This window comes from Cupriavidus sp. GW822-FHT02D05, assembly GCF_058802485.1.
Genome location: NZ_JBXAOE010000003.1, coordinates 92198 through 115498, shown reverse-complemented (window position 1 = coordinate 115498; position 23301 = coordinate 92198). Strand labels below are relative to the sequence as shown.

At 64.1% G+C, this 23301-nt stretch carries 23 protein-coding genes; 12 read left to right on the top strand and 11 right to left on the bottom strand.

Annotated features, from left to right (window positions below; genetic code table 11):
• From argF to ppnP, 3 genes are all read left to right on the top strand, one after another.
• The gene (gene argF / locus AC1RQK_RS05325; protein ID WP_043349360.1) at window positions 1-924 is read left to right on the top strand and encodes an ornithine carbamoyltransferase; all 924 of its coding nucleotides are present in this window, start codon (window positions 1-3) and stop codon (window positions 922-924) included.
• A 189-nt stretch (window positions 925-1113) separates the two neighbouring features.
• Window positions 1114-2343, top strand: a complete 1230-nt coding sequence (locus AC1RQK_RS05320) for an argininosuccinate synthase (protein WP_035867543.1) — start codon at window positions 1114-1116, stop codon at window positions 2341-2343.
• Between the two features lie 117 nt (window positions 2344-2460).
• The gene (gene ppnP, locus AC1RQK_RS05315; RefSeq protein WP_043349354.1) at window positions 2461-2772 is read left to right on the top strand and encodes a pyrimidine/purine nucleoside phosphorylase; all 312 of its coding nucleotides are present in this window, start codon (window positions 2461-2463) and stop codon (window positions 2770-2772) included.
• Between the two features lie 19 nt (window positions 2773-2791).
• Here ppnP and murB read toward each other — a convergent pair whose 3' ends face one another.
• Window positions 2792-3808, bottom strand: a complete 1017-nt coding sequence (murB, locus tag AC1RQK_RS05310) for a UDP-N-acetylmuramate dehydrogenase (RefSeq protein ID WP_492373104.1) — start codon at window positions 3806-3808, stop codon at window positions 2792-2794.
• Window positions 3809-3948: 140 nt separating this feature from the next.
• Between murB and AC1RQK_RS05305 the strand changes: the two genes are divergently transcribed.
• Window positions 3949-4434 carry a YajQ family cyclic di-GMP-binding protein gene (locus tag AC1RQK_RS05305; RefSeq protein ID WP_006157531.1) on the top strand — a complete coding sequence of 162 codons (486 nt, stop codon included), beginning with the start codon at window positions 3949-3951 and terminating at the stop codon, window positions 4432-4434.
• A 58-nt stretch (window positions 4435-4492) separates the two neighbouring features.
• Here the strand turns inward: AC1RQK_RS05305 and AC1RQK_RS05300 are convergent, their stop codons facing one another.
• From AC1RQK_RS05300 to AC1RQK_RS05290, 3 genes are all read right to left on the bottom strand, one after another.
• Complete coding sequence (locus tag AC1RQK_RS05300) at window positions 4493-4942, bottom strand: DUF192 domain-containing protein (protein WP_492373103.1); 450 nt, start codon at window positions 4940-4942, stop codon at window positions 4493-4495.
• Between the two features lie 187 nt (window positions 4943-5129).
• Window positions 5130-5351, bottom strand: a complete 222-nt coding sequence (locus AC1RQK_RS05295) for a hypothetical protein (RefSeq protein WP_416049626.1) — start codon at window positions 5349-5351, stop codon at window positions 5130-5132.
• A 103-nt stretch (window positions 5352-5454) separates the two neighbouring features.
• Entirely contained in the window at window positions 5455-6129 is a 675-nt protein-coding gene (locus tag AC1RQK_RS05290) for a pseudouridine synthase (RefSeq protein WP_492373102.1), read from the bottom strand.
• Between the two features lie 321 nt (window positions 6130-6450).
• Here AC1RQK_RS05290 and icd point away from each other — a divergent pair, with 321 nt between their 5' ends.
• The 4 genes from icd (at window position 6451) to AC1RQK_RS05270 (ending at window position 10176) form a co-directional block, all read left to right on the top strand.
• Window positions 6451-7701, top strand: a complete 1251-nt coding sequence (icd, locus tag AC1RQK_RS05285; protein WP_043349336.1) for an NADP-dependent isocitrate dehydrogenase — start codon at window positions 6451-6453, stop codon at window positions 7699-7701.
• A 291-nt stretch (window positions 7702-7992) separates the two neighbouring features.
• Entirely contained in the window at window positions 7993-8562 is a 570-nt protein-coding gene (locus tag AC1RQK_RS05280) for a PAAR domain-containing protein (RefSeq protein WP_492373101.1), read from the top strand.
• Window positions 8562-9257, top strand: a complete 696-nt coding sequence (locus AC1RQK_RS05275) for a hypothetical protein (RefSeq protein ID WP_492373100.1) — start codon at window positions 8562-8564, stop codon at window positions 9255-9257. The genes AC1RQK_RS05280 and AC1RQK_RS05275 overlap by 1 nt, the downstream gene beginning before the upstream one ends.
• A 229-nt stretch (window positions 9258-9486) precedes the next feature.
• A complete protein-coding gene (locus AC1RQK_RS05270; protein ID WP_492807946.1) occupies window positions 9487-10176 on the top strand; it encodes a type II toxin-antitoxin system mRNA interferase toxin, RelE/StbE family in 690 nt (229 codons plus the stop codon).
• On the opposite strand, the gene AC1RQK_RS05265 is transcribed toward AC1RQK_RS05270, so the two are convergent.
• Window positions 10104-10310, bottom strand: coding sequence for a cold-shock protein (locus AC1RQK_RS05265; protein ID WP_150986000.1), 207 nt, complete (start codon window positions 10308-10310; stop codon window positions 10104-10106). The genes AC1RQK_RS05270 and AC1RQK_RS05265 overlap by 73 nt on opposite strands.
• Window positions 10311-10823: 513 nt before the next feature.
• On the opposite strand from AC1RQK_RS05265, the gene clpS reads away from it, so the two are divergent.
• The 4 genes from clpS to AC1RQK_RS05245 all read left to right on the top strand — a co-directional run bounded on the left by clpS (window position 10824) and on the right by AC1RQK_RS05245 (window position 15476).
• Window positions 10824-11150, top strand: coding sequence for an ATP-dependent Clp protease adapter ClpS (clpS, locus tag AC1RQK_RS05260; RefSeq protein WP_006157525.1), 327 nt, complete (start codon window positions 10824-10826; stop codon window positions 11148-11150).
• On the top strand, window positions 11147-13441 hold the full coding sequence (clpA, locus tag AC1RQK_RS05255; RefSeq protein ID WP_043349328.1) for an ATP-dependent Clp protease ATP-binding subunit ClpA: 2295 nt from the start codon (window positions 11147-11149) through the stop codon (window positions 13439-13441). Before clpS ends, clpA begins: the two co-directional genes overlap by 4 nt.
• Before the next feature lie 152 nt (window positions 13442-13593).
• On the top strand, window positions 13594-14607 hold the full coding sequence (locus AC1RQK_RS05250; protein WP_492373098.1) for a Bug family tripartite tricarboxylate transporter substrate binding protein: 1014 nt from the start codon (window positions 13594-13596) through the stop codon (window positions 14605-14607).
• Between the two features lie 26 nt (window positions 14608-14633).
• Complete coding sequence (locus tag AC1RQK_RS05245) at window positions 14634-15476, top strand: VOC family protein (RefSeq protein WP_492807943.1); 843 nt, start codon at window positions 14634-14636, stop codon at window positions 15474-15476.
• A 32-nt stretch (window positions 15477-15508) separates the two neighbouring features.
• Here AC1RQK_RS05245 and dut read toward each other — a convergent pair whose 3' ends face one another.
• From dut to AC1RQK_RS05215, 6 genes are all read right to left on the bottom strand, one after another.
• Window positions 15509-16009, bottom strand: a complete 501-nt coding sequence (dut, locus tag AC1RQK_RS05240; protein ID WP_492807941.1) for a dUTP diphosphatase — start codon at window positions 16007-16009, stop codon at window positions 15509-15511.
• Between the two features lie 106 nt (window positions 16010-16115).
• Window positions 16116-17138: an LLM class flavin-dependent oxidoreductase gene (locus AC1RQK_RS05235; RefSeq protein WP_492807939.1), complete on the bottom strand. Its 1023-nt coding sequence runs from the start codon at window positions 17136-17138 to the stop codon at window positions 16116-16118.
• Window positions 17139-17183: 45 nt separating this feature from the next.
• On the bottom strand, window positions 17184-18380 hold the full coding sequence (gene coaBC / locus AC1RQK_RS05230) for a bifunctional phosphopantothenoylcysteine decarboxylase/phosphopantothenate--cysteine ligase CoaBC (protein ID WP_492807937.1): 1197 nt from the start codon (window positions 18378-18380) through the stop codon (window positions 17184-17186).
• Window positions 18381-18594: 214 nt separating this feature from the next.
• Window positions 18595-19143 (bottom strand): signal peptidase II, encoded by a 549-nt coding sequence (lspA, locus tag AC1RQK_RS05225; RefSeq protein WP_492807935.1) that lies wholly within the window; start codon window positions 19141-19143, stop codon window positions 18595-18597.
• Window positions 19143-22034, bottom strand: a complete 2892-nt coding sequence (gene ileS / locus AC1RQK_RS05220; protein WP_492373092.1) for an isoleucine--tRNA ligase — start codon at window positions 22032-22034, stop codon at window positions 19143-19145. Before ileS ends, lspA begins: the two co-directional genes overlap by 1 nt.
• 148 nt (window positions 22035-22182) lie before the next feature.
• On the bottom strand, window positions 22183-23190 hold the full coding sequence (locus AC1RQK_RS05215; RefSeq protein WP_492373091.1) for a bifunctional riboflavin kinase/FAD synthetase: 1008 nt from the start codon (window positions 23188-23190) through the stop codon (window positions 22183-22185).
• Between the last annotated feature and the right edge of the window lie 111 nt (window positions 23191-23301).

Genomic DNA, 23301 nt, shown 5'->3' with positions numbered 1-23301 from the left:
ATGAGCCCAACTTCGATCAAGCATTACCTCCAGTTCAGCGACCTGACTCCCGACGAGTACGAGTACCTGCTGGACCGCGCACGGATTCTGAAGACCAAGTTCAAGAACTACGAGACATGGCATCCGCTGCACGACCGCACGCTGTCCATGATCTTCGAGAAAAACTCGACTCGTACGCGCTTGTCGTTCGAGGCCGGCATCCACCAGCTCGGTGGCCATGCCGTCTTCCTCAACACCCGCGACTCCCAGCTGGGGCGCGGCGAGCCGATCGAGGATGCGGCGCAGGTGATCTCGCGCATGGTTGACATCATCATGATCCGCACCTTCGGCCAGGAAATCATCGAGCGTTTCGCCGCGCATTCGCGCGTGCCGGTGATCAACGGGCTGACCAACGAATACCATCCTTGCCAGGTGCTGGCCGATGTCTTCACGTACATCGAGCAGCGTGGCAGCATCCGCGGCAAGACCGTCGCATGGATCGGTGACGCCAACAATATGGCCTACACCTGGATCCAGGCGGCTGAGCGCCTCGGCTTCACGTTCCATTTCTCCGCGCCTCCCGGCTATCAGCTCGATCCGGCCATGGTGCCGGCAACGGCTGCTCATCTGGTCAAGGTGTTCGACGATCCGCTGACCGCCTGCCAGGGTGCCGACCTGGTCACCACCGACGTGTGGACCAGCATGGGCTACGAGGCCGAGAACGACGCGCGCAAGCGCGCCTTCCAGAACTGGATGGTGACTACCGCCATGATGGATCGCGCTGGAGACGATGCCCTGTTCATGCACTGCCTGCCTGCCCATCGCGGCGAGGAAGTTGAGGCCGCCGTGATCGACGGCCCCAAGAGTGTGGTCTGGGAAGAGGCTGAGAACCGCCTGCATGTGCAGAAGGCGCTGATGGAATACCTGCTCTGCGGGCGTTACTGACCGCTGGCGGGCCGGCGCCACGATTGACGCACATGCGGTGCGCCAATCCGGTGCCCGCATGCTCGCCCGGCTCGCCAAGTGCCGCCCAAGCCGGGGCGGACGTGTCAAAATAGCGGTTTTTCCGCATCCCTTTTTCTCGCGTGACTGGCTTTGTGGCCGGCCGCGCTTACTTTTCGCATCGAGTCGAACATGAGCGATATCAAGAAAGTCGTGCTCGCCTACTCCGGCGGGCTGGACACTTCGGTGATCCTGAAGTGGCTGCAAGACACCTATCAGTGCGAGGTGGTCACCTTTACCGCCGACATCGGCCAGGGTGAGGAACTCGAACCTGCACGCCAGAAGGCGCTCAAGTTCGGCATCAAGCCGGAAAACATCTTCATCGACGACCTGCGTGAAGAGTTCGTGCGCGATTTCGTCTTCCCGATGTTCCGCGCCAACGCCGTCTATGAAGGCGAGTACCTGCTCGGCACCTCGATCGCGCGTCCGCTGATCGCCAAGCGCCAGATCGAGATCCTGCGCAGCACTGGCGCCGACGCCGTGTCGCACGGCGCTACCGGCAAGGGCAACGACCAGGTTCGCTTCGAGCTGGGCTACTACGGCCTCGAGCCGGGCGTGAAGGTCATCGCCCCATGGCGCGAATGGGACCTGTTGTCGCGCGAGAAGCTGCTGGCCTACGCTGAAAAGGCCGGCATCGAAATCGACATGAAGCACAAGAAGGGCGGCGCCCCGTACTCGATGGACGCCAACCTGCTGCACATCTCCTTCGAAGGCCGCCACCTGGAAGACCCCAAGGCCGAGGCCGAGGAAGACATGTGGCGCTGGACCGTGTCGCCGGAGAACGCACCGGACGCGGCCGAGTACCTGGACGTCGAGTTCGAGGGCGGCGACATCGTTGGCCTGAACGGCAAGCGCATGACCCCGGCTGAAGTGCTGACCGAGCTGAACCGCCTGGGCGGCAAGCACGGCATCGGCCGCCTTGACCTGGTGGAAAACCGCTACGTCGGCATGAAGAGCCGTGGCTGCTACGAAACCCCTGGCGGCACCATCATCCTGAAGGCCCACCGCGCTATCGAGTCGATCACGCTCGACCGCGAAGTGGCTCACCTGAAGGACGACCTGATGCCGCGCTACGCCAGCCTGATCTACAACGGCTACTGGTGGAGCCCGGAGCGCCGCGCGCTGCAAGTGCTGATCGACCACACCCAGGCCAAGGTCAATGGCTGGGTCCGCGTCAAGCTGTACAAGGGCAATGTGATCGTGGTCGCCCGCGACTCCAAGGACACGCTGTTCGACAAGACCATCGCGACCTTCGACGATGACGGCGGCGCCTACAACCAGGCCGACGCCGGCGGCTTCATCAAGCTGAACGCGCTGCGCATGCGCATCGCCGAAAACGCTCGCCGCCAGCGCGGCGAGTAAGCCAGACCGCAGGCATGCAACAGAAGAGGGGCCGTCATGGCCCCTTTTTTGCGCCGCCTTGCCCTCCGGTATTCCCGATTCAGTCATCCAGAACCAAGAGCATCAAGGAGAAATAGCGTGAGCCAGTTCGACAACGTATCCGTCGTCAAGAAAGCCAACCTGTACTTCGACGGCAAGTGCGTGAGCCACACCGTGCTGTTCCCGGACGGCACCCGCAAGACGCTGGGCGTGATCTTCCCCGCCGCGCTGACCTTCAACACCGGCGCCCCGGAGATCATGGAAATCAATGGTGGCGTGTGCCGCGTCAAGCTGGCTGGCGAAGACCAGTGGCAAACCTATGGCGCTGGCCAGCAGTTCAATGTGCCCGGCGACAGCAGCTTCGATATCGAAGTGACCGAAACGCTGGACTACGTCTGCCACTTCGGTTGAGCACGGCAGCCCGGACGGGTTAAAGCACCACCGGCTCGGGTTCGATTCGCACGCCGAAGCGGGCTTGTACCGCATCGGCGATGCGGTGCGCCAGCGCCAGCAGCGCCTGCCCGGTGCCGCCGCCGTGGTGCACCAGCACCAGCGCCTGCTTGCCATAGACGCCCACCGGGCCGTCGCTGACCCCCTTGAATCCACACTGGTCGATCAGCCAGCCGGCTGCCAGCTTGTAGCTGCCGTCTGGCTGGGCGTGGCTGACCAGGTTGGGATACCGCACCAGCAGCGCGTCGCGCTGCTCGGCGCCCACCACCGGGTTCTTGAAGAAGCTGCCGGCATTGCCGACCTGGGCCGGATCGGGTAGCTTGCGCGCGCGGATCGCGATCACCGCGTCGCGGATGCGGTCTGCCGTGGGATGCGCCGCAGGATCTTGCGCCAGCTCGCGCGCCAGTTCCGCATAGCCCAGCACTGGCTGCCACGGCAGCGGCAGGCGCAGGGTGACGGCGGTGATGATGTAGCGGTCCCGACCCTCACGCTTGAACAGGCTGTCCCGGTAGGCGAACTGGCACTGCTCCAGCGTCAGATGGACGAATTCGCCGCTATGGCGGTCGAGCGCGCGCAGGCTGTCGAAGCGCTCGCGCAGCTCCACGCCGTAGGCGCCGATGTTCTGGATCGGCGCCGCGCCCGCGGTGCCGGGGATCAGGGCCAGGTTTTCCAGGCCCGGAAGGCCGTCGGCGATCGTGCGGCAGACCAGCGCATGCCAGTTCTCGCCGGCACCTGCCGTCACAAGCTGGGCGGCATCCGCCGAGGCCACCGCGTAGCCGGGAATCTCCATCAGCAGCACGAGCGCGTCAAGGTCCTGCGTAAGGACCACATTGCTGCCGCCGCCGAGCACCACCAGCGGCAGGTCTTGCGCGCGGGGATCGGCCAGGGCGGCCAGCAGGTCGGCTTCGCTGCGCACGTGCACCGCAAAGCGCGCGCGCACGTCGAATCCGAATGTATTGTGGCGGCGCAGGGGATAAAATTCGAGGAAATCTGCCATGCAAGGGAAAGGTGAAGCGGCCCGCCGGGGTCGACGGCACCGGACTGCAGGGTAGGCTGGATTATACGTAAGCGCCGCCGCCAGCCGGCGCGCGCCCGGTACAAGCAATAAGCAACACGCAGCAAGACAAGGAGAATGCAATGCCGTCGTTTGACGTAGTGTGCGAAGCGAACATGATCGAGGTGAAGAACTCGGTCGAGCAGGCCAACAAGGAAATCACGAACCGCTTCGACTTCAAGGGTTCGGATTCGCGGGTCGAGCACAAGGAGAACGAGCTCACCGCGTTCGCCGATGACGATTTCAAGCTCGGCCAAGTCAAGGACGTGCTGATCAGCAAGATGGCCAAGCGCAATGTCGACGTGCGCTTCCTCGACTACGGCAAGACCGAGCGCATCGGCGGCGACAAGGTCAAGCAGGTCATCACCATCAAGAAGGGCGTCACCGGCGACCTGTCGAAGAAGATCGTCAAGATGATCAAGGACAGCAAGATCAAGGTGCAGGCCAGCATCCAGGGTGACGCGGTGCGCGTCACGGGCACCAAGCGCGACGATCTGCAGAGCGTGATCGCGCTGCTGCGCAAGGATGTCCCCGAAGCGCCGCTGGACTTCAACAACTTCCGCGACTGATCCTGTCGCCGGCAGGCGTGGCAGCCATGCTGCCGCGCGCCCGCTTTTTCCTTTTTCTTTAGCGCGCCTGCGGCAGGCCGCCGATCTTCGCGCCGGCCTTCAGGCCCTTCTGCGCAAACCAGCCCTTGTTCATCTCCAGCGCGTAGCGCACGGCCGCGCGCGGGCAGTGGTTGTCCTCGGTCTGGGGCGCCATGTCTTCGATATTGACGATGGACCCGTCATCGGCCAGGAAGGCGATCGACAGGGGCAGGTCGGTATTCTTCATCCAGAAGCAGTGTCCGGCTTTCTCTTCGAACACAAACAGCATGCCCTCGTTGGCGGGCATGGTCTTGCGGTACATCAGGCCGAGCTCGCGGGCTTCCGGCGTGGCGGCGATTTCCGCCTTGATCGCGTACATGCCAGCGGTGAGTTGCCTGACCGGCAAGCTGGCCGGGGACTGGGCACAGGCGGCGGCCATGGCGGCGAGGGCGCAGCCGCTGACGAGCAGGTTCTTGAGCAAAGGGCGCATGAGTTGGAGCGGCAAATGACGGGTTCGGGACAGCCGCCAGCATAGCGCAGCTACCGCGCGAGCGGCACGGACAAATATTCCACTTCGTTGCGGCAGGCCTGATTGTCGCGGGCAAGAAAAAAGGCAGGCGCCTTGCGGGCAACCTGCCTTGCTTGCCGGGCGCTAAGCCCGGCCTGCCTGCAAACTCTTACTTCGTTGCAGCAGCGTCAGCCTTGGCAACCGGAGCAGCCTTGGTCTTGCTGTGAGCGTGCTTCTTGGACTTCTTGGTGCTCTTCGTCGCGGGCTTTGCAGCCGGTGCTTCGGCGGCAGGCGCTGCAGCAGCCGGGGCTGCCGGTGCGGGTGCGGCGGCTTGGGCGAAAACGCCGGTGGCGAACAGGCCGGCAACCAGAGCAGCGATCAGTTTGTTCATGCTTAACAACCTCGAAGGTAAATCGATTCGGAAGAGTTGACTCGTATGCGACGCGTCAGTGTCAAAAACGAAACGAGGCGGTGAGCCGTTGACTCGCGACTTGTTAATATTTGTAACTTTTTGCGCGAGGGCGTGCGTGGCGCCGCTCCGCCGGGCTGGTCGCCGCCCCCGATCCACGCCCGCGCACGATCTCGCGGGGACGTGGCGCGGCTACGGCTTCCAGGCCGAGCGCGCTCGGGTCGATCTCGCACCATTGCCCTGGCGCGAGTCCGAGCGTACGCAGGTCGAGCCTGCCAATTTGCACGCGCACCAGGCGCAAGGTCGGAAATCCCACCGCCGCGGTCATTCGGCGCACCTGGCGGTTCTTGCCCTCGCGGATCTCGAGTTCGAGCCATTGGGTCGGGATGGCGGCGCGAAATCGCACCGGCGGATTGCGTGGCCACAGAAAGCCTGGCTCGTCGATGCAGCGCGCTCGCGCCGGCAGCGTGCGGAAGTCTCCGAGGTCGACGCCATTGCGCAGGTGCGCCAGGGCGGCTTCGCCGGGCACGTTTTCGACCTGGGCCAGATATGTCTTGGGCAGTTTGTGATGCGGATCGGCAATGCGCGCCTGCAAGATGCCGTCATCGGTCAGCAGCAGCAAGCCTTCGCTGTCGGCATCGAGCCTTCCCGCCGGATACACGCCGGGCCGCTGCACGCAGTCGCCGAGAGTCGGGCGCGACGGGTGCGCGGAGAACTGGCTCATGGTGCCGAAGGGTTTGTTCAGTGCGATCAGCGTCATCGAGAGTATTGGGGCCTGGCGCGCGGATAGGCGCATGAATGGCGTCAGTATGGGGCGTCAGTATGCCGTAGCCCACGCCGGGCGGCGCGGGGCCGGCCAGGATGGCGGATCATGAAATTTTGCTGCATAATACGAAACGGTCTTATGTCTTATATAAGACTTGTATGCGTGTGACGCATAGCCGGGCAGTCCGCGTGTGGTGCGCAACGGCATCGCCTGCGCGCCAATCGCCGTTAAAATGCCCGCGCGCCACCCAAATCTCGCCGTCTGGTCACGAATCCGGCGGCTCGTTGCAACCCCCCGTTCCGTACTGGAGACGTCATGTATCAACACATCAAGGTTCCGGCCGGCGAAAAGATCACGGTCAACCAGGATTTTTCGCTGAATGTTCCGGACAATCCGATCATTCCGTTCATCGAAGGCGACGGTACGGGCCTGGATATCACCCCGGTGATGATCAAGGTGGTCGATGCAGCCGTGGCCAAGGCCTACGGTGGCAAGCGCAAGATCTCCTGGATGGAGATCTACGCCGGCGAGAAGTCGACCAAGGTGTATGGCCCTGACGTGTGGCTGCCTGAAGAAACCCTGGAAGTCCTCAAGGACTACGTGGTGTCCATCAAGGGCCCGCTGACCACGCCGGTTGGCGGCGGCATCCGCTCGCTCAACGTGGCGCTGCGCCAGCAACTGGACCTGTACGTCTGCCTGCGCCCGGTGGCGTACTTCAAGGGCGTGCCCTCGCCGGTGCGCGAGCCGCAAAAGATCGACATGGTGATCTTCCGCGAGAACTCGGAAGACATCTACGCCGGGATCGAATGGGAAGCGGAAAGCGACCAGGCCAAGAAACTGATCGCCTTCCTGCAGAACGAAATGGGCGTGAAGAAGATCCGTTTCCCGGATACCTCGGGCATTGGCGTCAAGCCGGTCTCCAAGCAAGGCACCAAGCGCCTGGTGCGCAAGGCCATCCAGTACGCGATCGACAACGACAAGCCGTCGGTGACCATCGTGCACAAGGGCAACATCATGAAGTTCACCGAAGGTGGCTTCCGTGACTGGGCCTACGAGCTGGCACAGCAGGAATTCGGCGCCGAGCTGATCGACGGCGGCCCGTGGTGCAAGTTCAAGAACCCAAAGACCGGCCGCGAAATCGTCATCAAGGACGCCATCGCCGACGCCTTCCTGCAGCAGATCCTGCTGCGCCCGGCCGAATATTCGGTGATCGCCACGCTGAACCTGAACGGCGACTACATCTCCGACGCGCTGGCGGCCCAGGTTGGCGGCATTGGCATTGCCCCGGGCGCCAACCTGTCGGATTCCGTGGCCATGTTCGAAGCCACCCACGGCACCGCACCAAAGTACGCCGGCAAGGACTATGTGAACCCGGGTTCCGAAATCCTCTCCGCGGAAATGATGCTGCGCCACATGGGCTGGACCGAAGCCGCCGACCTGATCATCTCCTCGATGGAGAAGTCCATCCTGTCGAAGAAGGTCACCTATGACTTCGCCCGCTTGCTCGAAGGCGCGACGCAAGTGTCGTGCTCGGGCTTTGGGCAGGTGATGATCGACAATATGTAATCCTAGTTCGGGCCATCTCAGCCTGAACCGAAACCCCGGCGACTCAACGGTCGCCGGGGTTTTTTCATCCCGTCGTATCAAGAGGTACTACCCGGCAAGTGTGCAGCCAGGTCGACATAATAAAGACCGAATAGGACACATAAGGAAAATGCTCTCCGCACTTGCAGAAATGTCTGATTGATTTTAGTGCTGTATCGCGCATAAATAGGGGCGCGAAACGCCTATCAATCAATCCATGGGAGAACGCATGCACAACGTGAGGCAGTTGACCGCAACTTGGGAGGCCAAACCATGATGCGCAGAGTTGCGTGTGTGGGCGACAGGCTTTCACCAGATGGCGTCATTCTCCCGTATGACGGTCCAGTTTTCACTATCGGTGACGGTGCCGGCCACCAGGTAGCGCTTATCGGTGGGCAAGCCTACTGCGAAGCCTGCAAGAGCACCGGCATCATTGCAAAGGCTGGCGGACCGAGCCGTATTAGCTTCATGGGCGAGACGGCGGCTGATGGCGATATCGTGCTCTGCAAGTGCCCGACACATCCGAGCATTATCGCCACTCTCGCCGGCGAGACTTGGTGCGACGACGAAGCCGAGAGTGCTGGAATGGCGAGCGTGCAGGAAGCGATCGCAGGCACATCGGATTTCATAGCGGCACCCTTCCTGGCCTCTAATCCCCGTTACGACCAACAGGTGCAACTCCTGGACGAAAAATCCGGCCAACCCCTGGCACGCCGGCGCTACCGCCTTACAGGCGATGGCGGATCGATTGAGGCGCGAACGGACGACAGCGGTATGACCGAGCGTATTTCGAGCGATACCGCAGCGACCATGACGCTGGAGATTTTTGGGGAGGATGCCTGATGCAACCAATCAAGACGATACAAATTCCATTGACGCCGATTGAGAAGCGCGCGCCCGTGAAGGTCTATCTGCTGCGGCCTCGCGGGACTCTGTATTGGGGTGGGGCCGGACTGGATGGCGACTACGTGCGGCCGCAGATCGAGGCGTTCCGGAGGGCAGGGATTGCCCACTGCTTTGCAGGCATCACAAACTCAGCGACTATCGATCTTCCCAAGGACTATGAGTTCGTAGGCACGCTGATCGATGCCATCCGATCCGGCCTGACCATCCGCTCGCGCGATGACGGGGAATGGACAATCACAAGCGGCATGGCGGCAGAGGCTCCCCAATTCAATCTGATAGGTTACAGCTATGGGTCACTGCTAGCGGCTCAGACGGCATGGTCATATGCTCGTGCCGGGCACGTGATTGATCATCTCGTATTGGTGGGGTCACCTATTGAGGCAGGATTCCTCGCCGATCTGCGTGGCCACAAGGGTGTTCGCAAGACCACCGTGATCAATCTGACCGAACATGGAGATCCGATCTACGCCGGGATGCCATGGGCCGAGCTTGCCTTGGCGGCACCGCTGCTCGGCAAGCAAATGATTGCAGACAAAGGGGAAGGGCATTTTTACTATGCGCATGTGGTGCCAGACAGTTTGCGCCGTTGGGCCGCCTTGGCGCAGCGAGTGGCCGCCGAGGGGCTCAGATGATACGAACTAGGAGCAGGGTTGGGAGTGCGGTGGATCGCGTCGCCATTGGCCTTGCGCTCTTGGGTTTGGCCTTTGCAGTCTTTACCTTTCTCACTCCTATCACTCGCGCGCAGGTCACTACCGGCTCATTGGTTGTTGTTACAGCTGTTGTGCTTGCAACTGCGTGTCTGCTGACGCTGATTGGCTTGATTCTGGTACTGCTAGCGCTCATGCGGCGGTCTCCTGACCGTTGGCGAAGCCTTGCGGCCTATTGCATCGGGCTTGCGCTGTTCGTGGGGGCATTTGTGCTAGCTGGTTCCTGGGTTGGGCATCACCTACCCCCACGGCAGACGAGCGCTGCCGCCATAATCAGCAATCTCGATGTAAGTGCTTAGCCATCTTTCCACAGGCCGACGGCGCGCCGTTCGGGCCTGAGTGGCCGGACCATGCGCTCATGGGCGGCTGGGCCGACCATCGCGAATGCCACGTTGGCGGCGACTTCCTGTTGATCTACTGGCTGGATAGTGCCGGCACTGGAGGGCAAGATATTTTGCGCCTAATGACGTGCATTTCGGGGTGTTTGAATGTGCGGAAACAGCCAAAATTGTGCAAAAAGCCACCAAAGCGCTGCAAAAACGACCGGAAATCAATGAGGAATCGAAGTGGCAGGCTAAAAGGCGCGACCAGCGAGCCAAACAAAAAGCCCGGCATTGACCTGGCCGGGCTTTTTGTCGGATGCGTTACGTGCTGCTGTCCAGCCTGCGTGCTTTGGGGCGGGGCAGGCCGATCCCGTTCCGGGGGTGATCCCCCGCATCCTGTCGTGGCCGCCTCAAGCTCTACCGGCTGGTGCGGCCGCGCACCGAATCTTCAGGCGTTATCCTGGATATTGGTGGCTTGTTTGCCCTTGGGGCCCTGGATGATTTCGAAGGATACGCGCTGACCCTCTTTCAGGGTCTTGAAGCCATTCATCTGGATGGCCGAAAAGTGCGCAAACAGTTCTTCTTCGCCGTCGTCCGGCTTGATGAACCCAAAGCCCTTGGCGTCATTGAACCATTTGACGATACCGCTTGCCATAAACTCCCCCAACAAAAAAAGCAGGATACGAGCGGGGGAAAGCGCCGCGGCCAGTGGGCGCCCGGCTAGTGTTCTTGCGCGCTGCCCGGATGGAACCGGGTCGGGCGCAAAGGCACGACTGTGCGGGCACCGCGTGGCGGCCAGTTTGATGTGCTGACTCGCCGCCGCTGGATTCGTGGGCCTCCCTGCTCACGGATCACTCAGTCCGGATGATTGCTTGGCTCGCGTAACCAGACGTGAATGTGCGAACGATTCTTCTGTCAAACCTGCGCACTGTCAAGTTGGCAGATTCCCCACTCCCGGTAGGGTGTGGCGGGAAAGGAACGGCTGTAGATGGTATTTTGGAGGGAAAGGGCGCACCGCGAAGGCGTGCGCCCTCCCGTCCAAGTGACCCACGAGTGAACCCGGATGCCTTCGGCGTCCACGGAATCTGGATGGCCGCTGCATCGGCCTCTTGAATCCGGTGTCTTTTCCCCAAATTGCAGAGTTGTGCGTAAGGGTTAGAATAAAGCCATGGCTACACGGCTGGCAAATGTCCCACAACGCGAAGCAGGCACCGTACTGGAGCGGAAAGAGCAGGCGCTCAAACCACCCGCCATGTACAAGGTGTTGCTGCTGAATGACGACTTCACCCCGATGGAGTTCGTCGTGATGATCCTGCAGCAGTATTTCAGCAGGGACCGGGAGACGGCAACGCAGATCATGTTGACCGTCCACCGGGAGGGTAAGGGGGTCTGCGGCATCTATACCAGGGATATCGCGGCAACGAAGGTCGAGCTGGTGTCAACCCACGCACGGCAGGCGGGTCATCCGTTGCAGTGCGTGATGGAGGAAGCATGATTGCGCAAGAATTGGAAGTCAGCCTGCACATGGCGTTTGTTGAAGCCCGGCAGGCACGCCACGAGTTTATAACCGTGGAGCACCTGCTACTGGCGTTGCTTGACAACCCCACGGCAGCGGAAGTCTTGCGCGCCTGCGCAGCCAATATTGAGGATTTGCGCACCAGTCTGAAGAACTTCATCGCGGACAACACGCCCGTGGTGCCTGGTACCGACGAGGTGGATACCCAGCCTACGCTGGGCTTCCAGCGCGTCATCCAGCGCGCCATCATGCATGTCCAGTCCACTTCCAACGGCAAGAAGGAAGTGACCGGGGCCAATGTCCTGGTGGCGATCTTTGGCGAGAAGGACTCGCACGCGGTGTACTACCTCCAGCAGCAGGGCGTGACCCGGCTGGATGTGGTCAATTTCATCAGCCATGGCATCCGCAAGGACCAGGCCGAGCCCGCCAAGCATGGCGACGGCACGGCCGAGGGCGAAGGCGGTGATGGCAAGGAGAGCCCGCTCGAGCAGTTCACCCAGAACCTGAACACGCTGGCCAAGGCCGGCAAGATCGATCCGCTGATCGGCCGCGAGAGCGAAGTCGAGCGGGTGGTCCAGGTGCTGTGCCGCCGGCGCAAGAACAACCCGCTGCTAGTGGGCGAGGCGGGTGTCGGCAAGACCGCGATCGCCGAAGGCCTGGCTTGGCGCATCACCAAGAACGAAGTGCCCGACATCCTTGAAAAGGCAGTCGTGTACTCGCTCGACATGGGCGCCCTGCTGGCCGGCACCAAGTACCGCGGGGACTTCGAGCAGCGCCTCAAGGGCGTGCTCAAGTCGCTCAAGGACAATCCGAACGCGATCCTGTTCATCGACGAGATCCACACGCTGATCGGCGCGGGCGCCGCTTCGGGCGGGACGCTGGACGCCAGCAACCTGCTCAAGCCGGCACTGTCGTCAGGCCAGCTCAAGTGCATCGGCGCGACCACCTTCACCGAGTACCGAGGCATCTTCGAGAAGGACGCGGCCCTGTCGCGCCGTTTCCAGAAGATCGACGTGGTGGAGCCGTCGGTCGACCAGACCGTGCAGATCCTGCGCGGCCTGAAGTCGCGCTTCGAAGAGCACCATGGCGTCAAGTACGCGGCAGCGGCGCTGACTGCGGCGGCCGAGTTGTCGGCGCGCTTCATCACCGACCGCCACCTGCCGGACAAGGCCATCGATGTGATCGATGAGGCCGGTGCAGCCCAGCGCATCCTGCCCAAGTCCAAGCAGAAAAAGACCATCGGCAAGGGCGAGATCGAAGACATCGTTTCGCGCATCGCGCGCATCCCGCCGCAGAGCGTCAACCAGGATGACCGCAGCAAGCTGCAGACCCTGGATCGCGACCTGAAATCGGTGGTGTTCGGCCAGGAACCGGCCATCGAGGCGCTGGCTTCGGCCATCAAGATGTCGCGCGCGGGCCTTGGCAAGACGGACAAGCCGATCGGCTCCTTCCTGTTCTCCGGCCCGACCGGGGTGGGCAAGACCGAAGTGGCCAAGCAGCTTGCCTTCATCATGGGCATCGAGCTGCTGCGCTTCGACATGTCCGAATACATGGAACGCCACGCGGTGAGCCGGCTGATTGGCGCGCCGCCGGGATATGTGGGCTTTGACCAGGGCGGCCTGCTGACCGAGGCCGTCACCAAGAAGCCGCACTGCGTGCTGCTGCTGGACGAAATCGAGAAGGCGCATCCGGATATCTTCAATATCCTGCTGCAGGTGATGGATCATGGCGCGCTGACCGATAACAATGGCCGCCGCGCCGACTTCCGCAACGTGATCATCATCATGACCACCAACGCGGGAGCGGAAACCATGAACCGCGCCACCATCGGCTTCACGTCCTCGCGCGAGCAGGGCGACGAGATGGTCGACATCAAGCGCATGTTCACGCCGGAGTTCCGCAACCGGCTGGATGCCATCATCAGCTTCCGTTCGCTTGACGAGGAAATCATCCTCCGCGTGGTCGACAAGTTCCTGATGCAGCTTGAGGAGCAGCTTCACGAGAAGAAGGTGGAAGCCAGCTTCAGCGACCACCTGCGCAAGTTCCTCGCCAAGAAGGGTTTCGACCCGCTAATGGGCGCGCGGCCGATGCAGCGCCTGATCCAGGACCTGATCCGCAAGGCGCTGGCTGACGAACTCCTGTTCGGCAAGCTGGTGTCCGGTGGCCGGGTGGTGGTGGATCTCGACGAGCAGGACCAGATCAAGCTGGACTTTGCCGAGGCTGCCGCAGAACCGCCGGAAGCGCCGGAAAACGAGAAAGCGGAAGTCTAGGACAAAGCGCGAAGGGCAGGCAGAGCGGACCTTGCCTGCAATTCGTGCTATCCTCGGGCAAAATACAGGGCGGCAGCGATGCCGCCCTTTTTGTTTTGGCCGGGTGCGGCTGCGCACCGCAGCTGTGTGCCCGCCATCCGTCTGAGTACCCGATGTCCCAATCCCAACGCTCGCGGCTGCGCCGCCTGCTGCTCAAATCGTTGCCATTTGGCGCGATGCCCCTGATTCCCGTGCCTGGCCTGGCTGCCTTGGGTGGCGAGGCCACGACAGGCGCGTCCGGTCGTCCGATCGCCATGGTGTTGCCGTTTCCTCCGGGAGGCAGCGTCGATATCGTCGCACGCCAGCTGCAGCCCGGCCTGAAGAGCGGGCTCGGCCAGACGGTGGTGATCGACAACAAGCCCGGCGCCGGTGGCCTGATTGCTTCGAGTACCGTGGCCCGGGCCAAGCCTGACGGCAGCACGCTGTTGATGGCGTTCGACACCCATGCCATCAACCCGTTTGCGTACAAGAACCTGCCCTACGATACCTTCCGCGACTTCACGCCGATCTCGCAACTGGTGCGTTTTCCGCTGGTGATCGCGGCCAACCCGTCGTTGCCCGCGTCCAACGTGAAGGAGTTGGTCGCCATGGCGCGGCAGAAGCCGGAGAGCATCCACTACGCGTCTTCCGGCATCGGCAGCCTTAACCAGCTCGCCGCCGAGGCGCTGGCGACCGAGGCCGGCGTGCGCTTTCTCCACGTGCCGTACAAAGGTGGCGGCCCGGCGGTGCAGGCTGTTCTGTCCAATGAAGTCGATGTATTTTTTTCCAGTTATGCGGCGGTGCAGGCGCATGTGGCTGCCAAGACGATCAAGCTGCTTGGCGTGACCGGTACCACCCGCCTGCGCCAGTTCCCGCAGTTGCCAACCGTGGCCGAGCAAGGCTATCGCGGTTTCGAGGCCTATTCATGGATCGGCGTGTTTGGCCCGGCCGGGTTGCCGGAGCCGACCGTGGCGCGCCTGCACGATGCCCTGGTTCAGTCGTTGCGGCAGCAACGCGTGGTGGATGCGCTGGCCATGCAGGGCTTCGAGATCGTGGGCGGCAGCCCCACCGAGCTGGCCAGCCTGGTGCGCCACGAGCACGACAAATGGCAGGCGGTGGCGCGCAAGGCCAATATCCAGTTCGATTGAAGCGAGAATTGAAGCGAGAGGGTGCGATGACGATGGAACCGCTAGACCACGCCGTGATGGTGTGTCCCGACCTTGACGCTGCGGCGCAAGCCTGGCGCGGGTTTGGCTTCACGCTGACGCCGCGCGGTTACCACACGCTCGGCTCGCAGAACCATTGCGTCATGCTGACGCGCGACTATCTTGAGCTGCTGCATGTCACCGCGCCAAGCCCGACGCGGCAGTATTACTGGGATGCGCAGGAGGCCGGGGGCGGCTGCGCCGGGCTGTCCTGCAAGAGCAGCGATACCTTCACCGCCGCGGCACAGTTGCGCGGTGGCGGCTGGCACACTTCGGACCCGATCGAGTTCTCGCGGCCGGTGCGGCTGGACGATGGCACGGAGCATCCCGCGACCTTCCGCGTTGCCGCAATCGATGATGCGCCGGGCGCGCGCTTTTTCATCTGCGAACACCGGACGCCGCAGCTGCTGTGGCGTCCGGAATGGACCACGCATGCCAACGGTGCCGTGGGCATCGCTACGATGTTCCTGGTGGTGGCGCCGTCACTGGTGGAGGCTGCCGGGCGTGCCTACGCCGAACTGACCGGCGGCGAGATGACGCAACTGAGCGATCACATCTGCAGCCTGGCGCTGGATGGCGCCACGCTGGTGGTGACCACGCCGCAGGCGCTTGCCGCCGCGACCGGCACCGAGCATGTGCGCCGCGCCGTGCCGGGGTACGCCGCCATCCGCCTGCGTACCAGCGACCTGGTCGCGGCCCGCCGCGGCTGGCGCGAGGCGCGCGTCGGGGCGCTCGACCTGGGGCCCGATGAGAGCCTGATTCCTGCTTCTCTGGCCGGCGGCGTGGCGCTGCTGTTCGAGCAGGCGCGCTAACGTAGTAGCGTCGAGCGCGCCGTCTTTCCCGCTTAGCTGCCGCTCTTGGCGTGATTCACGCCGGTTGAGCCGAAGCCGCCCGCGCCCCGTACCGTGTCTTCGGAGAACACTTCCACGGTCTTGAACACGGGCCGCAGCACCGGCACGAACATCATCTGCGCGATGCGCTCGCCCGGCTGGATCACGATCGGCTCGGTGCCGGGCGCATTGCGGTTCCACACGCTCACCATGATCGGGCCCTGGTAGTCGGCGTCGATCACGCCGATCGAGTTGCCCAGCACCAGGCCTTTCTTGTGGCCCAGGCCCGAGCGCGGCGCGATGGTGGCCGCCATGTAGGGGTTGCCCATATGCACGGAGATGCCGGCAGGCACCAGTTGCGCCGGCGTGCCCGGCTCGATGGTGAGCGCGGCGTCCAGGCAAGCGTGCAGGTCGATCGCCGCCGCCATATCGCTCTGGTAAGCCGGCAGGCCCCATTCATGCAGGCGTGCGTCAAGCACCTTGATTTCGACAGTGGGGTTGGCTTCGAATGTCATGGCTGGTCGGTCCCGGGAAAACTAAAACGTTGGCAACCCGAGATGATAGCCGAGCTTGGTCGCCCCCTAGCCGCCCCTAGCCTCCCTTAGTGGCCCTTAGTCGCCCTTAGTCGCCCGAAAGGTCGAACGCCTGCGCCAGCAGTTCGTAGGTGCGCAGCCGCGCCGCGTAGCTGGCGGCCACGCTCAGCACCACCAGTTCGTCGGCAAGGAAGCGCTCGCGCAGGGCCAGCATGCGCTGCGCCACCTGCTCAGGCGTGCCGCAGATGGTGCGGGGGCGCTCGCGCTCGACGATCAGCCGGTCGCGCTCGCTGAGCTCGTGCTGCGCGGCCTGCGCGAGCGAGGGGATCGGCGCGTTGACGCCATAGGCCATCTGCAGCCGGCGCAGGTCCACGGCACGCTCCAGCTCCGCCGCCTCGGCCTCGGTGTCGGCACAGATCACGAAGATCGCCGCCGCGCTATAAGGCTGCGCGTCATAGCCCGCTTCGAAATCGCGGCGGTACTGCTGCGCGACAGCGTGTCCCGCATGCGGATTGATAAAGTGGGCAAAGGCAAAGCGCAGCCCCAGGCGCGCCGCCAGGGCGCCGCCGAAGTCGCTGGATCCCAGCACCCACAGCTGCGGCCGCGTATCGATCTCGGGCTGCAGCACCACGCCCTCGGCGATATGGCCGGGCGGCATCTCGCCACGGAACAGCCAGGACAGGTCCCGCACCTGCTCCTCGAACTGGTCGCCCCGGTTGTACTGGCCCATGGCCACCGCCTGCGCGGTCCGCATGTCGCCGCCCGGCGCGCGCCCCACGCCAAGATCGATGCGGCCCGGGAACAGGGCCTCCAGCATGCGGAACTGCTCCGCCACCTTGAAGGGGCTGTAGTAAGGCAGCATGACGCCGCCCGAGCCCAGCCGGATGCGCTTGGTTACGCTGCCCAGGCGCGCCAGCATGACTTCCGGCGCCGGATTGCACACGCCGCGCAGCCCGTGGTGCTCGGCGCACCAGTAGCGGGTGTAGCCCAGCGCGTCGGCGGCCTGCGCCAGCTCCACGGTGGCGGCCAGCGCATCGCGCGCGTTATGGCCGGCGATGACCGGGCTCTGGTCGAGCACCGAGAGGCGCAGTTTGGGTTTGCTTGCGGACATGTCGAGGGTCGGGCCGGGTGATGTTCGGGGGCTGGGCGCGCGGATTCAACGGCGCGCGGGCAGGCGCTGGGCGATGGCCGCGACCAGGTCGCGCGCCAGCGTCAGCTTGTCGGCGCGCGGCAGGCGGGTCATGCCTTGGGCATCGAACAGCACGATCTCGTTGTCGTCCATGCCGAAAGTGTGGTGGCCGATATTGCCCACCAGCAGCGGCACGTTCTTGCGCTGGCGTTTTTGCTCGCCATATTGCTCGAGGTTTTCGCTCTCGGCGGCAAAGCCCACGCAATAGGGCGCGTTCGGCTTTGCGGCCACGGCAGCGAGGATGTCGGGGTTCTGCACGAAGTGCAGCGTCGGCGTGTCGCTATCGTTGGCCTTCTTCAGCTTCTGGCTGGCGACTTCGGCGGGCCGCCAGTCGGCCACGGCCGCAACCGCGATAAACACATCGGCGCCTGGCAAGCCCGCCATCACCGCATCGTGCATCTGCTGCGCGCTTTCCACGTCGGTGCGGGCCACGCCGCGCGGCGTGGGCTGGCCCGTCGGGCCGGCCACCAGCACTACGTCGGCGCCGGCCTCGCGGGCCGCGCGCGCGATGGCAAAGCCCATCTTGCCCGAGGAACGGTTGGTAATGCCGCGCACCGGGTCGATGGCTTCAAAGGTAGGCCCGGCCGTGATGACCACGCGCCGCCCGGCCAGCGGCTTGGGCTGGAAGAACGCGATGATGTCGGCAAGCAATTCCGATGGTTCCAGCATGCGGCCGTCACCGACTTCGCCGCACGCTTGGTCGCCGCTGCCGGGGCCCAGCAGGGTTACGCCGTCCTTGCGCAACTGCGCGGCGTTGCGCTGGGTGGCGGGGGCCTGCCACATCTGCAGGTTCATCGCCGGTGCCACCAGCAACGGACAGTTGCGGGCGATGCACAGGGTGGTCAGCAGGTCGTCGCACAGGCCGTGCGTCAGCTTGGCGAGGAAGTCGGTGGAGGCGGGCGCGACCAAGATGGCGTCGGCTTCGCGCGAGAGATCGATATGGGCCATGTTGTTGCCCACGCGCGCGTCCCATTGGGAGGTGAAGACCGTGCGCCCGGAGAGTGCCTGCATGGTCACCGGCGTGATGAACTGGGTGGCGCCTTCGGTCATGACCACCTGCACGGTGGCGCCGGCCTTGGTCAGCAGCCGGACCAGTTCGGCCGATTTATAGCAGGCGATGCCGCCGGTCAGGCCAAGGACGAGATGCTTGCCTCGCAGATCCATGGATATGCTCTTCGCTTGAAGTGGTTGTCCGGTTGTCGCGGCAGGCGGCAGCGCTTGCCGCCCCCCGTGCCGGAGAAACGTCAATAATACCGGCTTGCCCGCGCGCGCGTTGGCGGTGCTGCCGGTGCGCCTTGCGCGCCGCCATCCTGCCAGTCAGGCAGCACCATGAAAAACGCCCGCATGATGCGGGCGCGGTTGGCGTGCCGTTGTGGCCTCAGTGCCGGCGAACGCGGCGCAGTTCGTCCACGATCAGCAGCACAGCGCCCACCGTGATGGCGCAGTCCGCCACGTTGAAGGCCGGCCAGTGGTAGTTGCGCACATAGAAGTCGAGGAAGTCGACCACGTGGCCGTACACCACGCGGTCCACCACATTGCCGATGGCGCCGCCAAGGATCAGCGAGATCGCGAAGCAGAACAGGCGTTGGCCGGTATGGCGGTACAGCATCCAGACGATGAACAGCCCCACCACCACGCCAAGGCCGGTGAAGAACCAGCGCTGCCAGCCGCCGGCATCCGCCAGGAAGCTGAAGGCGGCGCCCTTGTTATAGACCAGCACCAAGTTGAAGAAGTGCGTCACCGGACGGGATTCGCCATAGGCGAAGGTCCGCACGATGACGATCTTGAAGAACTGGTCCAGCACGATCACCAGCAGGGCGAACGCCATCCACAGTAGCGGGGTAGTGTTGCTGCCCTTGGTGCCCTTGGTGCCCTTGCTGCTGGCGCGTTTGGTGCCGCGCGCGGTGCGCGTGGTGGTGGCGGCCATCAGGCGTGGCTCCTGTGTTCACCGGCGCCGAACAGGTTGCTGTCACAGCGGCCGCAAAGGGTGGGGTGGGCCGGGTCGCGGCCGACGTCGGCACGGTAGTGCCAGCAGCGCTCGCACTTGGCGTGCACCGACGGCGTCACGGTGACCAGCAGGTCGCCGGCTTCCGGCGCCGGGGCTACCTTGGCGGCGGAGGTCAGCAGCACGAAGCGCAGGTCGTCGGACAGGCTCTGCAGCGCGGCCAGCACGGGGCCACCGGCCTGGATGGTGACTTCGGCTTGCAGCGAGGAACCGATCTCGCCGTCCACGCGCACCGCTTCGAGCTGCTTGGTGACTTCGGCGCGGGCTTCGCGGATCACATGCCACTTCTGCAGCAGGTCGTCGGCCTGGTCGATCGCCGGCACGTCGTAGTAGGTGCTGGTGAAGATGGTGTCGGTGTGCTCGGTGCCATGGCCGAAGATCTGCCAGGCCTCCTCCGCCGTGAACGACAGGAACGGTGCCATCCAGTGCAGCATCGCCTGGGTGATGTGGTACACGGCGTTCTGCGCGGCGCGGCGTTCCTTCGAGTTGGCCGCGGTGGTGTAGAGGCGGTCCTTCAGCACGTCCAGGTAGAAGCCGCCCAGGTCTTCCGAGCAGAAGGTCTGCAGCTTGGCGACCACCGGGTGGAACTCGTAGCCGTCGTAGTGCGACAGGATTTCCTGTTGCAGGCGCCCGGTCAGGGCGACGGCGTAGCGGTCGATTTCCAGCCATTCCGACGCCGGCAGCGCGTGCTGCGCGTGGTCGTAGTCGGCCAGGTTGGCCAGCAGGAAGCGCAGTGTGTTGCGGATGCGGCGATAGCCTTCCACCACGCGCTTCAGGATTTCGTCGGAGATCGACAGCTCGCCGGAGTAGTCGGTCGAGGCCACCCACAGGCGGATGATCTCGGCGCCCATCTTGTTCGACACGTCCTGCGGCGACACCGTGTTGCCGACCGACTTCGACATCTTGCGGCCTTCGCCGTCCACCGTGAAGCCGTGGGTCAGCAGCGCCTTGTAGGGCGGCTTGCCATACAGCATCGAGGCGGTCAGCAGCGACGAATGGAACCAGCCGCGATGCTGGTCCGAGCCTTCCAGGTACAGGTCAGCCAGGCGGCCGTCGGGCAGGTCGGCCGATGCGTCGTACAGGTCTTCGCGGTGGGAGCCGCGGATCACGGTCCAGTGCGTGGTGCCGGAGTCGAACCAGACGTCGAGCGTGTCGCGGTTCTTCTCGTACATGGCGGCTTCTTCGCCCAGTAGTTCCTTGGGGTCGAGCGTCTGCCAGGCCTCGATGCCGTGCACTTCCACGCGCTTGGCGATTGCCTCGAGCAGCTCCGGCGTGCGCGGGTGCAGTGCGCCGGTTTCCTTGTGCAGGAAGAAGGCCATCGGCACGCCCCACTGGCGCTGGCGCGACAGGGTCCAGTCGGGCCGGTTGGCGATCATGTTGTGCAGGCGCTGCTTGCCCCACGCCGGGTAGAACTCGGTTGCCTCGATGCCGGCCAGCGCCGTTTCGCGCAGGGTCGGGCCGTTGGTGCCGTCCTCATTGACCGGATCCACGTCCATGCCCGCGAACCACTGCGAGGTGGCGCGGTAGATGATCGGCGTCTTGTGGCGCCAGCAGTGCATGTAGCTATGGGTGTACTTGTGCGAATTGAACAGGTTGCCCGAGGCCTTCAGCACTTCGACGATCTTGGGGTTGGCGTCCCAGATCTTCTGGCCGCCGAACAGCGGCAGCGTACTGGCATAGACGCCGTCGCCCATGACCGGGCTGATGATGTCCTTGTCGTTCATGCCGTGCGCCTTGCACGACTGGAAATCCTCCACGCCGTAGGCCGGCGCCGAGTGCACGATGCCGGTGCCGGTATCGGTGGTGACGTAGTCGCCCAGGTAGATCGGCGACAGGCGGTCGTAGCCCGCGTCCATCTTGGACAGCGGGTGGTGGAAGCGGATCTCCGACAGCGCTGCGCCGGTGGTGGTGGCCAGCACCTTGCCTTCCAGCTCGTAGACCTTGAGCTGCTCTTCGACGCGCTCGGTGGCCAGGATCAGGAAGCCGCGCGCGGTATCGACCAGCGCGTACTCGACTTCCGGATGCATGTTCAGCGCCTGGTTGGACGGGATGGTCCACGGCGTGGTGGTCCAGATCACGACCCAGCCCGGCTTGGCGGCGAGCTGCTCGGCCGGCAGCTTGAAGGCATGGGCCAGCTTGTCGGTCTCGGCGAAGGGGAAGCCCACGTCGATGGACAGATCGGTCTTGTCCTTGTACTCGACCTCGGCCTCGGCCAGCGCCGAGCCGCAGTCGAAGCACCAGTTCACTGGCTTCAGGCCGCGGAACACGTAGCCCTTTTCCATGATTTTGCTCAGCGCGCGCAGCTCGTCGGCTTCGTTGCTGTAGTTCATGGTCAGGTAGGGATGTTCCCAGTCACCCAGCACGCCCAGGCGCTCGAAGTCCAGCTTCTGGCGGGCGATCTGCTCGGTGGCATAGGTTCGGGCGCGCGATTGCACTTCCTGCACCGGCAGGCCCTTGCCGAACTGCTTTTCGATCTGGATCTCGATCGGCATGCCGTGGCAGTCCCAGCCCGGCACATAGACGGCGTCCAGCCCGGTCAGGCCGCGCGCCTTGACGATCATGTCCTTGAGGACCTTGTTGACCGCATGGCCGATGTGGATGTCACCGTTGGCGTACGGGGGGCCGTCGTGCAGGATGAACTTCTTGGCGCCCTTGCGAGCGGCCCGGATCTTCTTGTAGAGCTGCTTGTCCTGCCATTGCTTGACCCACAGCGGCTCGCGCTTGGGCAGGTCGCCGCGCATCGGGAAGGGCGTCTCGAGCAGGTTGACCGGGTACTTGCTTTTTTCGGGCTTGGCGCGTTTGTCGTTGGACATGTCGATTCTCGGGGCAATTCGGTTGGCGCGCGGCACTAGCTCGGCTGGGTGCGGGCGCGCGGTACGGCGTGGACCGGCTGCGGAGGGTGCCGCGGGCTGGCTTCGGGTTGGGGTAGCGACCCGGGTCCCGCCGCGCGGGAACGGGGCGCTAGCTAATTCGGTCGGTGGCGGAGGTGGCGAAGTCACGGCTGCCCGCGGCCGGGGGCGTGCCCTCGGGCGAGCCAGGCACGGTCAGGCCGAAGAAGGCGCGCGCGTCCGCGCTGTCCTTGGCAATGGCGGCGGTCAGCGCCTCCAGGCCATCGAAACGGGCTTCGTCGCGCAGCTTCTTCATGAACTCGACCCGCACCAGCTTGCCGTAGACGTTCTGACTGAAGTCGAACAGGTGCACTTCCAGCAGCACCCGGCCGGCATCTTCGATGGTCGGGCGCACGCCGATGCTGGCCACGCCCGGTATGGCGTGCTCCGCCAGCCCGTGTACCTGCACCACGAAGATGCCGCTGACTGCCGGCCGCTTGTGGGAAATACGCAGGTTGATGGTGGGGAAGCCCAGGTCGCGCCCGAGTTTGCGGCCGTGCACCACATGCCCGCTGATGGCATAGCCATGGCCAAGCAGGCGGCGCGCGTGTTCGAGATCACCATCGCCCAGCGCCTGCCGCACGGCGGAACTGGAGATGCGTACGCCGCCTTCGGAGACCGAGCCCATCTGCTCCACGTCGAAGCCGAATTGTGCGCCGGCCTGTTGCAGATAGGCGAAATCGCCGGCGCGCCTGGCACCAAAGCGGAAGTCGTCGCCGACCAGCAGCCAGCGCGTGTGCAAGCCGTGCCAGAGCACGTTCTCGACGAATGCTTGCGGGGACTGCGCGGCGAAGTGTGCGTTGAAGTGCTCAACGACGACACGGTCGACACCGTTGCGGCGCAGGCTTTCCAGCTTGTCGCGCAGCAGCGCAATGCGCGTTGGCGCCTTTTCCGGCGTGAAGAATTCGCGCGGATGCGGCTCGAATGTCATCACGCATAGCGGTAGCCCGCGTGCATCCGCCGCGGCGCGCGCGCGGGCGAGCAGCGACTGGTGGCCGCGGTGCACACCGTCAAAATTGCCGATGGTGAGGGCGCAAGGCGCCCGGCTTTCGGCGTTGGGCAGGCCACGGAAGACTTTCACGAGGACGGCAACAAGCGTTTGGGTAAAGCGAGCATTATAAGGCGAATGGTGGACAAGTTTGGCCTGGCGGCGGTGGCCGGCATGCCCGGACTGGCGTTTTTGTGCACGGAT